We start from the raw sequence: 14,155 nt of genomic DNA on the forward strand, positions 1-14,155 counted from the left end.
GCCTTAAGGCTTCGATCAAGGAATCAGCAGTGTTGTTCCACTCGTTTTTCTTGTCTCAAGATCCGTGTGCGCGCGACCGGCGTCAGCAAGCGGATAAGTCTGATTTATATTGATACGCACTTTGTTGCTTTGCACAATATCAAAGAGGGAATTTGCACACGCTTCAAGCGCAGGCCGCGTCGACACATAACCGAAGAGTGTCGGACGCGTCGCAAACAGTGACCCCTTCTGCGCCAGAATGCCGATGCTGAAGGCGTCGACCGGGCCCGACGAGTTGCCGAAGCTCACCCAAAGACCGCGCGATTTCAGGCAATCGAGCGACGCCGGATAGGTGTCCTTCCCGACCGAATCATAGACGACATCGACACCCTTGCCGTCCGTCAGTTCCTTGACCCGGGCGACGAAGTTGTCCTTGCGGTAGTTGATGACGTGGTCGTAGCCATGGGCGAGCGCCAGATCGATCTTGTCCTGCGAGCCGGCCGTACCGATGACGGTTGCGCCCAAAGCCTTTGCCCATTGACCGGCAATCAAGCCGACGCCACCGGCGGCGGCATGGAAGAGCAGCGTCGTTTCAGGGCCAACCTGGAATGTCTGGTTGAGCAGATATTGCGCTGTCATGCCCTTCAGCATCATCGCCGCCGCGGTCTCGAGCGGAATATCGTCTGGAACCTTGACCAGTTGCGAAGCTTCGACGTTGCGCTCGCTGGCATAGGCGCCATCCGACGAGGCATAGGCCACCCGGTCGCCAACGCCAAAAAGGCTGACGCCATCGCCGACGGCCGTCACGATCCCCGCGCCCTCCTTGCCCGGGACAAAGGGCAGGCCAGCGGCCGACTTGTAGAGCCCGGTGCGGAAATAGACGTCGATGAAATTCAACCCGACGGCCACCTGGCGGATCTGCACTTCACCCGGCCCCGGCGGCGAGAGCGTAACGCCCTCCAGCTTCAGGACCTCGGGTCCACCGAGTTCGCGTACGACAATTGCCTGTGCCATCGAAGAGCTCCTAGGTCCGGCCGAGCTTGGGGAAAATCTGCAGGACGAAACCGATCACGTAGAGATAGATGCCTGTCGCAAGAACACCGGTCACCACCCAGGCCGGTGTCTCGAAATGTAGAAGCAGTGCGTACATGCTGAGCGCCGACCAGAGGAGGAAGATGCCGAGATTCAAGGGCCTCAACCGTTGGACGCGCACCGGATGCAGGAAATTGATCGGCAGGAAGGTTAGCACCACCGACACGAGGACGACGATTGAGGCGGTCAGTTCGCTTGCCTGAATGACGAAGAGCGTAAAGACGACCATGTTCCAGACCACGGGAAAGCCCGAGAAGAAATATTCGTCCGTCTTCATGCCCATGTCGGCATAGTAGATCGCGCTCGAAACGACGATCGCGCCCGCCGCAACGAAGGACCACGGTTCGCCGATCATGCCGCTCTGATAGAGCGCAAAGGCCGGCAGAAGCACGTAGGTGACATAGTCGATGACGTTGTCGAGCGTGTCGCCCGACCAATTGGGAAGCACTTCCTTGACCCGCACTTTGCGGGCGATCGGACCGTCGATGCCGTCCACCAGCAAGGCCAGGCCCAGCCACCAGAACATGTCGACGAAGCGGTGCTCAGCTGCGGCGACGACACCAAGAAAAGCGAGGAATGACCCGGAAGCGGTCAATATGTGCACGGAGAAGGCGCGGATCTCGGCGTAGGGGACTCGTTTGTAGTTGAAAAACTTCATCTGCGGACGCCGCCTATCCCCTTGTGCACTTCGCCAGACAGGGCCGTCACCCCGCCCCAACCGCTTTGGCAGCGCATTGCGCGTAATATGCACCCTTTGCAACGTATCGCCAGCAAAATTCAAGCACGACTTTGCCCGATGGGGATTGTTCTGTGGACACTTTCAAATTGCTTCTGCGCTGATTCAACCCATTTATTTCGCCTTTGTCGAGGACTAGAAGTAAGATCATGTTCAAGACAGCAGGCGCTTGATGGCGCGAGCGAAAGGGTTCTTCCATCATGGATCATTACGACATCGCCGTCGTCGGCGCTGGTCTCGCGGGCTCTCTGGCAGCGATCGCGCTCGCCGAAGCTGGCTACCGCGTCGCGCTGATTGGACCGGAACCGGCATCGTCCGACGGCCGGACGACCGCGCTGATGGACCAGTCGATCGAATACCTGAAGAAACTGAGCCTCTGGGAGAAGGTGCAGCCGTCGACGGCACCCCTCTCGACGATGCGCATTCTGGACGGGACTGACCGCCTGCTGCGGGCGCCGACGGTGAACTTTCGCGCGTCGGAAGTCGGTCTATCGGCCTTCGGCTACAACATTCCGAACGCCCCGTTCCTCGACATTCTGCGCCAGCGGGCGTCCGAGACCGAAACGCTCGATCGCATGACCGTGTCGGCGGCCGATTTCGACCTCTCCGGCGACAAGGCGCGGATCTCGCTCGATGACGGACGCGATATCACGGCCGATCTGGTTGTCGGTGCCGACGGCCGCCGTTCGCCGGTGCGCGAAGCGGCCAAGATTTCCGTCAGCACCTGGTCCTATCCGCAGACCGCCGTCGTCCTCAACTTCTCGCACGAGCTTCCCCACCAGGACACTTCGACGGAGTTTCACACGGAGAGCGGACCATTCACCCAGGTGCCTCTGCCCGGCAACCGCTCGAGCCTCGTTTGGGTGCGTAAACCCGAAGATGCCGCAACCACGCTGGCGCTCGACCTGGCCGCACTCTCGCGCGCTGTGGAGGACCGGATGCAGTCGATCCTCGGCAAGGTCACGGTCGAGGCTGGCCCGCAGTCCTTCCCGCTGTCTGGCATGAGCGCCCATCGCTTCGGCAAGGGCCGGGTCGCGCTTGTTGGCGAGGCGGCGCACGCCTTCCCGCCGATCGGTGCCCAGGGCCTCAACTTGAGCCTTCGCGATGCGATGACGCTGGTCGATCTGATCGGCGCACCGACGGGCGGCAACCTTCCGGGCGATATCGGCGACCGTTTTGACAGCCGCCGTCGCCTCGATATTATCAGTCGCACGGCGAGCGTCGACCTCTTGAACCGATCGCTGCTGTCAAGCTTCCTCCCGGTGCAGGCGTTGCGCGCCGTCGGCCTGCACATCCTCTCGGCAGCAGGACCACTGCGCAGTGTGTTGATGCGCGAGGGCGTACACCCCGGCAGCGCGTTTCACGCGCTGAAGGACAGCTTACGGGAAAAGATCGGGCGGAAGAGCGCCTGAGCGGATCAGATAGAGCAGCCCGGTTACGGTTGCTACCGAGAGCAACGTCGTGATCAGTATGGTCGCCGACGCCCGCTCCTGCCAGACGCCATACTGGTGGCCTATGACAAAGACGTTGGTCGCGGTCGGCAGCGCCGCCAGCAGCACAGCCGTCTGCACCCAGACCGGATCATAGTTTCCCATCAGGCTGAGCGCGATGAAAACCAGCACCGGATGCAGGATGAGCTTGGCCGGCACGATGTAGCCGATCTCGATCGGGATGCGCTTGATTGGCCGGAGCGCCAGTGTCACGCCCATGGCAAACAGCGCGCAGGGTGCGGCCGCCTGCGCCAGATAGTCGATCAGCCGCTGCACCGGCAGCGGCGGCTGGACGGCAAAGAATGCCGCTGCGACCCCGGCAAAGGTAGACAGGATGAACGGGTGCAGGATGATCCTGCGGGCGATGCCAAAGGCAAGAACCGCAGCGTTTTCCTTTCGCCCACCCGAAAGCACCATCATCGCCGGCGCCACGGTAAAGTGTGCCGCATTCTCGAAGCAGAAGATCAGTGCGACCGGCACTGCCGCCGCGTCACCCAGCGCCAGCAATGCCAGGCCCGGCCCCATATATCCGATATTGCCATAGGCTGCGGCAAACCCCTGTATTGTCGCCTCGCCGATGGAATTGCGCCGCACGAAAAGACCGACGATGAAGATCAGCGAAAAGACGACATAGGTCGCACCGACGCTCGTCAGGATGAAATCGGCGCGCGTCAGCTGCTCGATCGGCGTTCGCGACACCAGCTTGAAGAACAGCGCCGGCAAAGCGAGATAGATGATGAAGGTGTTCAGCCACCCCATCGCCTCGCCCGGATGCTCGACCAAGCGGGCCGTGAGATAGCCGAGAAAGATCAGCCCGAAGAACGGCAGCACCAGGCCAGCAATTTCCGTCATGCCTCTCCTCGACCATGCTCATGCGTGCACTGAAGGCGACTAATCCCCCAAAGCCCAATCGCCGTCGCGGTATCCACGCTTTGGGCACGGTACTCGCGCGCCCTGCACAATCGGGCCTGATCAACCCAATAGCATCAACCCGATCGATTCCAATAGGTTGAGGCGCAACCGGCGAAGCCCAATCCCCTCCATTGATCCGCTGGAGACCTAGCCGATTTTCATCAGAATCGGGAACGTCTGCTGGAACCAGATGGCGACGGAACTGATGAAACCGAAGAGGAAAGCAAGGCCGGCCAGCACCAGAAGCGCGCCCATCAGTTTTTCGACGAGGCCAAGGTGGCGGCGGAATCGCAGGAGAAAGCGCATGAAAGCACCGGAAAAACCGGCGGCGATCCAGAACGGTATGGCAAGCCCGAGCGAATAGACGGCCAGAAGCATGGCACCGTCCGTGACCGTATCGCGCGCAGCCGCAACGCCGAGAATCGTGCCGAGCACCGGACCGATGCACGGCGTCCAGCCGAAGGCGAAGGCAAGGCCCATGATATAGGCGCCCGACAGCGTCGCCGGCTTGCCGCCGCCTTGAAACCGCGCCTCGCGCGCAAGCAGGCCGATCTTGAAAACACCGAGGAAATGCAGGCCCATGATGATGATGATCACGCCGCCGATACGCGACAGCAGATCCATTTGCTGGCGCAAAAGCAGGCCGATCGAGGATGCGCCGGCACCAAGCGACACGAACACGGTTGCGAAGCCGAGCGTGAACAGAAGGGCTGCCGGCAGAACGGCGCGCCGGGTGCTGCGGGCTGAAACCGCCTCGCCGCTTCGAAACTGATCGACTGACACCCCGGCCATATAGCAGAGATAGGGCGGCACAAGCGGCAGGACACAGGGCGAAAGGAAGGACAGCGCGCCAGCGAGAATGGCGGTCCAGATCGAAATATCGGCAATCGACAACGGCAAGAACTCCGGCATGCGGTATTTGGGCCATTCCTTAGCCGCATGGTCGCGATGATACCAATCACCTTTTGGCGATCATTGCGCCATGCACCATTTCTTCACGAAAGCAGTAATTTTTGGGTTGACCGGCGGGAAGCTCAAGTGCATATGTCCGCCCACTTCCGCCGGGCCTCACGGTCGCGGCTAGGGAGCGCGTAGCTCAGCCGGTAGAGCAACTGACTTTTAATCAGTAGGTCCAGGGTTCGAATCCCTGCGCGCTCACCATCAACGCTTTGATTTCATTGCATTTTCTGGATTATTCGGATATTCCACCCGACTTTTTCCGACACGTCCGACATCCCCCAAAAATGTCGTAAGCAACGACATTGTACGCATACTCTGATCGCTGTTTCTCCATGACCGTCGTACCAGGTAACCATCTTGTCGATCGCTGTGGTCGCCATTTCCGGGTGAAGGGCGAGGTAGTGTCTCAGGATCTGGTGGGCGCCCTGGAGCGAATGGCCTGTGACCGAGCAGATCTCGGGCGGCGTGGCGCTTGACCGCATTGTCGGAGCTCGACGCTCTCCTTAGGAATGCCGCTCCGAGCAATGAATGGCGTATCTGGGAGCAGTTTGCCCCCGGCGGGTTACCGTTGTTCGAGCTATCCCAGCAGCGAACGTGAGCGGCGACTCGGATGAGAGGCCACGCAGCGCGCCGGCCACCTTCAGGAATCGGCACTATCGACAATCGTACACATTGCGTAGATGCTGAACCTCATGCCGAGGATGCAAAGACGCGTATCAGGATAACCCAGATTGATATCGAGCAAAGGGATGAAAGCATGAGAAAGCTTATCATTGCGGTTGGAATGATTGGTACCCTCGCGTCCTGCACTCAGACAGAGCGAGGGACCGCTATCGGTGCAGGAACCGGCGCAATAATCGGGGGCGTGGTGAGCGACAGCTGGGGCGGCGCGGCTATCGGCGCTGTGGCCGGTGGGATCATGGGCAACCTGATTGGCCGTTCCCGGGAGCGCGAAGGCTATTGTATCTATCGCGATCGCTACGGCCGCCGATTCGAGGCACGCTGCCGATAATAGCCGACCAGGTGTCCGATTGCACGACCGCCAAGCATAGCTAGCGAAGGATTCGGTGCGCTCACCGCCTTCAGATCCCCTCACCGCCATCCGACATAGCAACCGTTCCGCGGTGCCTGCTTCGCATCTTCAGCGGGCTCGTTCCATATTCGCGGCTATAGGCGCGGGAAAAGGCTGACAAGCTGTCGAAGCCGCAGCGAAGGGCAATCTCGCGGATCGGGCTGCCCGAATCGCGCACCAGCCGATGGGCTACCTGAAGGCGCAGGCGCAGGTAATATGCGCCGGGGCTGGTCGACAGGCCTTTCGCGAATAGAACCTCCAGCTTGCGCTGCGACACGGATAGCCGGCGTGCAAGCGCAGACACAGTCAGCGGCCGTTCGAGCGTTCGCTCCATCAGGCGGATCGCCTCCGCCAGACCGGGATCACGGGTCTCGATCCGTCCGAGGGACACGACGGGCTGGACGTCCGTTGCGCTGTGGGTCTGGTCGTAGACGAAGATGCTGGCCACATCGAGAGCCAGCGCCGAGCCAAGGCGTTGGGTAATCAGGTGCAGCATCATGTCGAAGGTCGGCGATGCGCCGCCCGAGGTCCAGAACTTTCCATCGGTGACGAAACGGTCTCCCAACACCGAGAGTGCCGGGAACGCCTGACTGAAATCCTCCAGCTCTTCCCAATGGGCGGTGGCCTTGCGACCGTTGAGCAGACCGCTGCGACCGAGCAGCCAGCAACCCGATTCGATGCCGGCGACGACTTCAAAATGGCGCGCGCATTCCTGAAGCGTGGCGATGAACTTGCGGCCGACATGCCGGTCGAGATTGAAGCCACCGATCGCAAGCAGGACATCGCCATCAAGTGGCAGCGTGAACATGCCGTCGACCGTGATCGGAATGCCGCATGTCAGGGCGACCGGCTCACCGTCCGCCGACAGCAGCCGCCAGCGAAAGACCTCGCGGCCGGAGACGCGATTGGCCGCGCGCATCGGATCGAGCACCGACGCCAGCGACATGATCGACGACTCTGGCAGGACGACCACCACGACATCGATCACAGATTGTATTTTCTCAGCGCTGGACATGCGAGAAATGTCAAATTTCCGGCGTGAAATGTCAATTGGGCAGGCCGCATTCAGGCATTATCAGGTGGCAATCGATCTCCCTTCGCGCGGCGCTGCAGCCCCGCGCAGAGACGTTCCCCTTTCCGCGAGATTGCCGGAACGGGCCGGCCGGATCCAGTTCCGCCGGCCCGTTTTTTTTAATCCACCGCCCATGCGAACCGAACGAACAGTGATGCGCCGATGCCGATAAAAATGGCCGGGAAGCACGCTCAGGCAAATCACCGCCCGTTTGATGCAATCCTCAACCTGTCCGTGCGGTCGAGATATCGATTGCGAACGAATCCTGTCGCGGGGCATAGGCGATCACGCGGTTACGGCCGGCATCTTTGGCCTGATAGAGTGCGGCATCCGCCATACTGAAAAGTTCTTCCCAGCTGTTTTCCACGCCTCGGCCGACGACAACTCCGATGCTGACGCTGAGGGCAACGCGCTGGCCGTCGAAACGGACATGCAATTGTTCGGTCGCAAGGCGGAGCCGTTCGACGATCGCCTGCGCCTGCACCTCGTTCGTTTTCGGGAGATAGAGCCCGAACTCCTCGCCGCCGAGCCTTGCGAAGCAATCGGTCGCACGCAGGTTTGCGCGCACCAGTTCGGCAAAAGCGATCAGCACCTGGTCACCCGCCTGGTGGCCAAAACGGTCATTGACGCGCTTGAAGAAATCCAAATCCATGACCGCAAGTGCATCGTCCTTCCAGCCTAAGCGCGGCAACTGCGACAGGAACCAGCGGCGATTACCGACCCCCGTCAGCATGTCGGTGTCGGCCGTCCGACGCAATGCGGCCTCTGCTCGCTCCTTGACCAGCACGAGCGCAAAGAGCGCGATTGCGAAGTGGCTGATGATCAGGAGGAAGAAGGCATAGGTCGTCGTGATCGGTACGACGGCCGGCCTGAGCAGGCCCACCACCACGACAAGGCAGAGCATGGCACCGATCGTCAGGGAAGCTGCGAAGATCGTCCGAACCGGCAACGGCTCGCCTTTCCGATCCGAGACGACTGCAAAGGCGGAAGCGGCAAGGAACAGGAAGGCGCCTGAGTTGAAGGCGCTTGCACGTGCGTAGTTCACAACGTGGAAATGCGTGATCAAGCCGACAACCGCCCCAGTCAAGGGAATGGCAAGTGCCAGCCAATCGGCCCGTCGGCGACTTTGGCCACTCAGCCGGCGCAGACCGATCCAGAACAGTGCATAGCCGCCAAGGCCGAGTGTGAAGCTCGACAGCGTCCATAGAAAAGCCGGCAGCAGCTTCTGTTCGCCATAACCTGCCAGCGTCGAAGCCAGAGCAAGAAAGAGAAACCCTGCCGCCAGAATGCCGAGCCCCTCGTTCCGGGGTGATTGCCACCGGAGGTAAAGAAAGCACAGGGCGCCGACCAGAAACGACGACTTGTGAAGCAGCAGTACAGTTGCGAGGTCAAGTTGGGCAGTCATCGGTCCGGCTCGGCGTGGTTGTTTGTCGCCGCGCCTCTATCGCACGGAGTTTAGCGATTACTAAATGGAAATGAGAAATCGGCTGCAAAGCCCGAAATTGCCGCATGTCGATCATCCCTGCACCCTGCCATCGCATGACTTTTGGCCCCTCGTTTCGGCCGAGGCGAAATTTCATGTTGCAGGGCGTGGGTGAAGCGTGTATCTCCGGCGCCGTTGGCACGGAGTGTAGCGCAGTCTGGTAGCGCATCTGGTTTGGGACCAGAGGGTCGGGAGTTCGAATCTCTCCACTCCGACCACTTTATCTAATTGAAATCATTCGAACCCCTTGCGCCGTAAGGCTTTTAGCCCATATTGACGTCACAAACCACGTCACAAATGGGCCTTCGAATGGCTGGAAAACCTCAGCACTGGAAAGAACGAAACGGGCGCTACTCGGCGCGAGTCGTTATCCCTCCCGCACTTCGCCCCTATCTCGACAACCGGGCTGAACTCGAAATTCAGCTTGGCGGCGACCGCCGCACGGCCCTTCGGAATCACGCCGCTGCCGTCGCATCGATCCAAAGACAGATTGGAATCGCCCGGCACAAGCACGAGGCGGCGAACGGCAACGCACCGAAAGCCGCCCCTTATGCTCTCACAACGCAACAGATCGCCCTTCGCGACTATCAGAGCCAAATCACCTTCGATGCAGAGATTCGACAGCATGATTACCGTTATGCGCAAGACGGTATCGACGCTGACGAAGGACGCCGGTTCCGCGATGGTTTCGCCGGACGTCTTAGCGACGACGAGCTAGAGGAACTGGTCGGCGCTCGGCTGGAGCGCGCCCGCCTTGCTGGCAACACCGACACCGTGAAGGGAACCCCGGAATGGCGAGCGCTGGCGCAAGCCCTTTGCGTCGCTTCCTATGAGGCCATGCTTCGGCAGGACGAGCGCGACGAAGGTGTTTTTAACGGCCAGCCCGTGCACCCCCTGCTTGTCGAGGCGATAAAGGAGGTCGAGGAACAGCCGGAAGATGCGTCACCTTTTCATGCCGTGACCTTTGCCGACGTGATCACGGAACAGAAGCGCCTAGCGTCCATCGGTCTCAGCCGTCCGAAATCGGAAGCGACCTTGGATAAGTATGGAACAGCGCAAGCCGACTTCGAAGACTTCCGAAAGAGCAAGAGCGTTGCCACAATCACGCTGGCCGATGGTAAGGCATGGCGCGACCACATGCTCACGGATGGAAACCTATCCCGTAAGACGGTCCACGACAAAATCACCATCATCCGGTCATTGATGAATGAGGCGAACCGGCAAGCTGAAAACAAGATGTTCCCAGGCGGCGACCCATGGACGGCGCTAGAACTGCCGGTGGTGGAAAAGGGCGATAGCGCCGACCGAACCTATTCTCTGAAGGATGCGCGGCATTTCCTTGAATTTGCTCGCACTGCTACCCGTGCAAGTTTCCGCTGGATACCTTGGATCATCGCCCATACCGGCGCACGCGTGAACGAAGTGACCCCGCTAGAGAAGCGCGATATCTCCGAAGTTGAAGGTCATTGGTTCATTCATATTCGTGTCGGCAATGGCCGGACGACTAAGACTCACAAGGCCCGAAAAGTGCCGGTGCATAGGGCGCTAATCAAAGAGGGATTTGTCGAATGGGTGAAAGCACGGCCAGACGGCAAGCTCTTTCCGGGTGGGAAGAACGAAGACCAGCGTCTTCGCGAATGGATACATGAGAAAGTCTTTCCGAACCGGGATGACTTGCCGCCGCCGAACCACGGTTTTCGCCATCTGTTTGAGGACGCCCTTACGACGGGTGGAATTACCGAACGGGCGGCCCGTTACATCACTGGCCGCTCTTCCGGTTCCTCTGCCGACGATTACGGCGGCAGCGATGTGAAGCTGGTCGAGATTGCGAGGCAAATGGACAACGTTCGGGACATCCTTCCTTCTGCTCCGGAACCAACCAATCAGAATTCGTGATCAATAGGCAATAAATCATCACTTTTGATGATTTAAGGGATTCACAGGCGAATCTGAGTGTGGGACAATATTCCTAGATTAATGGGAGTATTGTCCTTAATGGGAATTTGGACTGAGGTAAAAAGCAAGATCGGTTTTGACGGGCGCAAAGCTTACGCCCTGTCTGATCCTGCTATTTCAGAGCTTTTCGGCGTTCGCTCTACCGTTTCGGGCGTGAACGTCGGCGGCATGTCAGCGCTTTACGTTCCTGCCGTAGCGCAAGCCGTCCGGTTGATTTCCCAAAGCGTCGGCTCTCTTCCCGTAAAGCTTTACCGCGAGACGAAAGATACCAAGCAGGCGGCAGAGGATCATTCCGCCTATCGCATCGTGCACCGCCGCTCCAATGCATGGACGGGCCCGATTTGGCTTCGCACCCAACTGACCGCCGAAGCCCTCATTTACGGGAGCGGCTTCGCCCGCGTCGTGCGCTACCCGGATGGGCGCCCGTTCGAATTCATCTATCTGAAACCGGGAACTGTCTCGATTATCGAAGACACACCCGCCGCACCTCCGGTCTACCGCGTCACTGAAGACGGCGGCACCACAGATTACCCGCACACCGAAATCCTTCATATCCGATCCTTCCTTGGCCGGTCGCCTGTAGCATTCGGACGCGAGGCTATCGGCCTTTCCGCCATTCTTGAGCGTGATGCCGCCCGTCTATTCGGCAGCGGTCGAATGCCCCGTGGCGTGATCGAAGACCCGGAGAAGGTGCCGGAGAATACAGGGGGCGCGCAGCGCCTTTTCAACGTCCTGAAATCTTGGCGGAAGTGGCAGGAATCAGAGAACCGGGAACCCCTCTATCTGGACGGTGGGCGCAAATTCGTTTCGCAAACAATGCCTTCTACCGACGCGCAGTTCCTTGAAAATCGCGTGTTCCAGATTGCCGACATCGCACGCGTCTTCGGCGTTCCGCCGCATCTGCTTTTTGAGATGAGCCGGGCGACCTGGAGCAACGCCGAACAGATGGGTGCGTCCTTCCTTCAGCTTTGCCTTCGCCCGTGGCTGGATACGTGGACGGAAGCACTCGCAACCGTCCTTCTGACCGAAGACGAACACGACAGCTACTACTTCGAGTTTGTCACTGAAGACCTCATGCGCGCCGACGCGGCGAGCCGCACCGCGAACATGACCGCCCTTGTGACAAACCGGATCATGACGCCGAACGAGGCGCGCGCGATCCAGAATATGCCGCCCCTCCCAGACGGCAACGAACTTATCAATCCCCATACCACCAGCAGCGCCGCGCCAGCGTCGGTTGCGGCGAAGGAAGCCGCGTGAGCCGATCATCTTTCGACATCGCTACAACGATTCTGAAATCGAACATGCCAGAGAAGGCCCAGCTTGCAGCGCGACGAGTTCTTGCCGCTCGTCTCGACCTTGAACTTTTCCGCCCCAATGGTGCCGCCTGTAGCTCCACCGGGCGCGCCTTCCGCGCGTTGGTCGAGTTAGAGCAACGAAAACCTCTTCACGACGCATACCGCGTGTCGGTTGAGCAACTGAATGCCGCACTCAAGGAACACCCATGAACGAACACCGTGCATTCTTTGGCGACGGGGAAAAGACCTTCGCCTTCCCCTCGCGTGATCTAATTGAAGAACTTGAGCGCAAGACCGGCCAAGGCGTCGGCGCTCTGTTCCGACGCTTCCGTGGGTCCGATTACAGCTTTTCGGACGTGACTGAAATTATCCGGCTCGGACTTGTTGGTGGCGGCACCGCTCCCGCTGAAGCCGACCGCCTTGTTTCCGTTTATGCCATCGGGCGTCCGCTGGCCGAAGTCTTCGCCGTTGCCGATGGCGTCATTACCGCTCTGTTCTTCGGCACGGAGGCGATCAACGACGCTCTGCAGCAGGTGGCCGCATGATCGACGCCGCCACGCTCGAAAATCTCGAAATTAAAGCGGAAGTCTCAATTGACGACACCGGCACCGTGACCGGCACCGCGTGGCCGTTCGGCAAGCCGGACAGCTACGGCGACCTTATCGAGCCTTCCGCCTTCAGCTTCGTGCCCGAAATTCCGATGCTCATGGAACATGACGGGCGGAAGGTTGTCGGCATCTGGAATTCCTATGCCGTCACCGACAAGGGCCTTGAGGTGAAGGGCCGCCTGTTTGTCGAAGGCGTGGACCCTGCCAAGGAAGCCCGCCGCTACATGAAGGCAGGCGTCATGCGTGGCCTGTCCATTGGCTATCGCCTCCACGAACACAAGGCCCGCCCTGAAGGTGGGCGTGTTTTGACCAATCTCACCATCACCGAAATCAGCCTTTGCCGCCGCCCGGTTCACCCGGACGCCGCCGCCGAAGTCAAATCAATCATCGAAGGAAACAGCATGGAAAACGAACTGAAGAATGAGCCGGAAGTGAAGTCCGATCCGGTTGCCAGCGCCGAAGAGGTCAAGGCTCTCAAAGAAGAAATCGCCACGATGAAGGCGAAGATGAACCGCCGCCCCGCCGCCGATAACAACAACCATCCCACTGCCGTCAACGATAACGTCGAACAGAAGGCGTTCGTCTCTTATCTTCGCCGTGGTGTTGAACGTATCAGCCCGGATGAAGTCAAGGCGCTCACCGTCTCGACCGACGCCAACGGCGGATACCTGGCCCCGGAAGAATTCGGCAGCGAGCTTATCAAGCTCTTGAACGAATATTCCCCGATCCGCAGCTATGCCCGCGTCGTCAATATCTCAGCCCCGGAAATCAAGTATCCGCGCCGCGTGTCCGGCACTGCTGCAACGTGGGTGGACGAAACCGGCGACCGCACCGAAAGCGGCATGACCTTCGAACAGGTCACGCTGACCCCGTTCGAACTGGCGACCTTCACCGACGTTTCGAACCAGCTTCTCGAAGACAATGCTTACGGCCTTGAGGGCGAACTTCTTGCCGACTACGCCGAAAGCTTCGGCAAGACCGAAGGCATTGCATTCGTGAAGGGCACGGGCACCGGCCAGCCGAAGGGCATCATGACCGCTTCCGGCATCAAGGAAGTGAAGACCGGCGTTGCCGCGACTTTCCCGACTTCGAACCCCGCAGACGTGATCATTGGCATGTATCACCAGATTGCCACGTCGCACGCTCAGAACGGCGCTTGGCTCATGAACCGCAACACCCTGTCCGTTATTCGGCAGTGGAAGGACGGCACTGGCCGTTACCTTGTGCTCGATCCGATCACGGCAGGCGGCGTCATGACCCTGCTTGGCCGTCCGATTGTCGAAATGCCCGACATGGATGATATCGGCGCTGGCAAGTTCCCGATCCTGTTCGGCGATCTCTCCGGCTACCGGATCATTGACCGCGTTGGCCTTTCGACCCTTCGCGACCCTTACAGCCTCGCAGGCAAGGGACAGGTTCGGTTCCACGCCCGCAAGCGCGTCGGCGCTGACGTGACGCATCCCGACCGCTTCGTGAAGCTGAAGGTTGCCGCGTAAG

At 59.9% G+C, this 14,155-nt stretch carries 13 protein-coding genes and 2 tRNA genes; 9 read left to right on the top strand and 6 right to left on the bottom strand.

Features of this window, described 5'->3' with window-relative positions; translation table 11 throughout:
- Nucleotides 1-15 precede the first annotated feature (15 nt).
- Nucleotides 16-993: a quinone oxidoreductase family protein gene (locus BC360_RS25095; protein WP_065797273.1), complete on the bottom strand. Its 978-nt coding sequence runs from the start codon at nt 991-993 to the stop codon at nt 16-18.
- Nucleotides 994-1,003: 10 nt separating this feature from the next.
- Nucleotides 1,004-1,729, bottom strand: a complete 726-nt coding sequence (gene pcsA / locus BC360_RS25100; protein ID WP_065797274.1) for a phosphatidylcholine synthase — start codon at nt 1,727-1,729, stop codon at nt 1,004-1,006.
- Nucleotides 1,730-2,007: 278 nt separating this feature from the next.
- Between pcsA and BC360_RS25105 the strand changes: the two genes are divergently transcribed.
- Nucleotides 2,008-3,219, top strand: coding sequence for a UbiH/UbiF family hydroxylase (locus BC360_RS25105; protein WP_065781492.1), 1,212 nt, complete (start codon nt 2,008-2,010; stop codon nt 3,217-3,219).
- Here the strand turns inward: BC360_RS25105 and BC360_RS25110 are convergent.
- Nucleotides 3,187-4,149, bottom strand: a complete 963-nt coding sequence (locus BC360_RS25110) for an AEC family transporter (protein WP_065797275.1) — start codon at nt 4,147-4,149, stop codon at nt 3,187-3,189. The genes BC360_RS25105 and BC360_RS25110 overlap by 33 nt on opposite strands.
- 207 nt (nt 4,150-4,356) lie before the next feature.
- On the bottom strand, nt 4,357-5,103 hold the full coding sequence (locus BC360_RS25115; RefSeq protein WP_065797420.1) for a cytochrome c biogenesis CcdA family protein: 747 nt from the start codon (nt 5,101-5,103) through the stop codon (nt 4,357-4,359).
- A gap of 191 nt (nt 5,104-5,294) precedes the next feature.
- Here BC360_RS25115 and BC360_RS25120 point away from each other — a divergent pair.
- A tRNA-Lys gene (locus BC360_RS25120) sits at nt 5,295-5,370 on the top strand.
- A 556-nt stretch (nt 5,371-5,926) separates the two neighbouring features.
- Nucleotides 5,927-6,181 (top strand): YMGG-like glycine zipper-containing protein, encoded by a 255-nt coding sequence (locus BC360_RS25130; RefSeq protein ID WP_065781547.1) that lies wholly within the window; start codon nt 5,927-5,929, stop codon nt 6,179-6,181.
- A gap of 70 nt (nt 6,182-6,251) precedes the next feature.
- On the opposite strand, the gene BC360_RS25135 is transcribed toward BC360_RS25130, so the two are convergent.
- Both BC360_RS25135 and BC360_RS25140 read right to left on the bottom strand, forming a co-directional pair.
- Nucleotides 6,252-7,256 (bottom strand): GlxA family transcriptional regulator, encoded by a 1,005-nt coding sequence (locus tag BC360_RS25135; RefSeq protein ID WP_065797277.1) that lies wholly within the window; start codon nt 7,254-7,256, stop codon nt 6,252-6,254.
- A 280-nt stretch (nt 7,257-7,536) separates the two neighbouring features.
- On the bottom strand, nt 7,537-8,718 hold the full coding sequence (locus BC360_RS25140; protein WP_065797278.1) for a GGDEF domain-containing protein: 1,182 nt from the start codon (nt 8,716-8,718) through the stop codon (nt 7,537-7,539).
- 219 nt (nt 8,719-8,937) lie between these two features.
- Here BC360_RS25140 and BC360_RS25145 point away from each other — a divergent pair.
- The 6 genes from BC360_RS25145 to BC360_RS25170 all read left to right on the top strand — a co-directional run bounded on the left by BC360_RS25145 (nt 8,938) and on the right by BC360_RS25170 (nt 14,154).
- Nucleotides 8,938-9,014, top strand: a tRNA-Pro gene (locus BC360_RS25145).
- Nucleotides 9,015-9,105: 91 nt separating this feature from the next.
- Nucleotides 9,106-10,692, top strand: a complete 1,587-nt coding sequence (locus tag BC360_RS25150) for a tyrosine-type recombinase/integrase (RefSeq protein ID WP_065781496.1) — start codon at nt 9,106-9,108, stop codon at nt 10,690-10,692.
- A 99-nt stretch (nt 10,693-10,791) separates the two neighbouring features.
- Nucleotides 10,792-12,012: a phage portal protein gene (locus BC360_RS25155; RefSeq protein ID WP_065781497.1), complete on the top strand. Its 1,221-nt coding sequence runs from the start codon at nt 10,792-10,794 to the stop codon at nt 12,010-12,012.
- A complete protein-coding gene (locus tag BC360_RS25160) occupies nt 12,009-12,260 on the top strand; it encodes a hypothetical protein (protein ID WP_139110195.1) in 252 nt (83 codons plus the stop codon). Before BC360_RS25155 ends, BC360_RS25160 begins: the two co-directional genes overlap by 4 nt.
- Complete coding sequence (locus BC360_RS25165) at nt 12,257-12,595, top strand: gene transfer agent family protein (RefSeq protein WP_065781498.1); 339 nt, start codon at nt 12,257-12,259, stop codon at nt 12,593-12,595. The genes BC360_RS25160 and BC360_RS25165 overlap by 4 nt, the downstream gene beginning before the upstream one ends.
- Nucleotides 12,592-14,154 (top strand): phage major capsid protein, encoded by a 1,563-nt coding sequence (locus BC360_RS25170; protein WP_065781499.1) that lies wholly within the window; start codon nt 12,592-12,594, stop codon nt 14,152-14,154. The genes BC360_RS25165 and BC360_RS25170 overlap by 4 nt, the downstream gene beginning before the upstream one ends.
- Nucleotide 14,155 lies beyond the last annotated feature (1 nt).

Source organism: Ensifer sp. LC163, from assembly GCF_001695855.1.
Lineage (GTDB): Bacteria > Pseudomonadota > Alphaproteobacteria > Rhizobiales > Rhizobiaceae > Ensifer.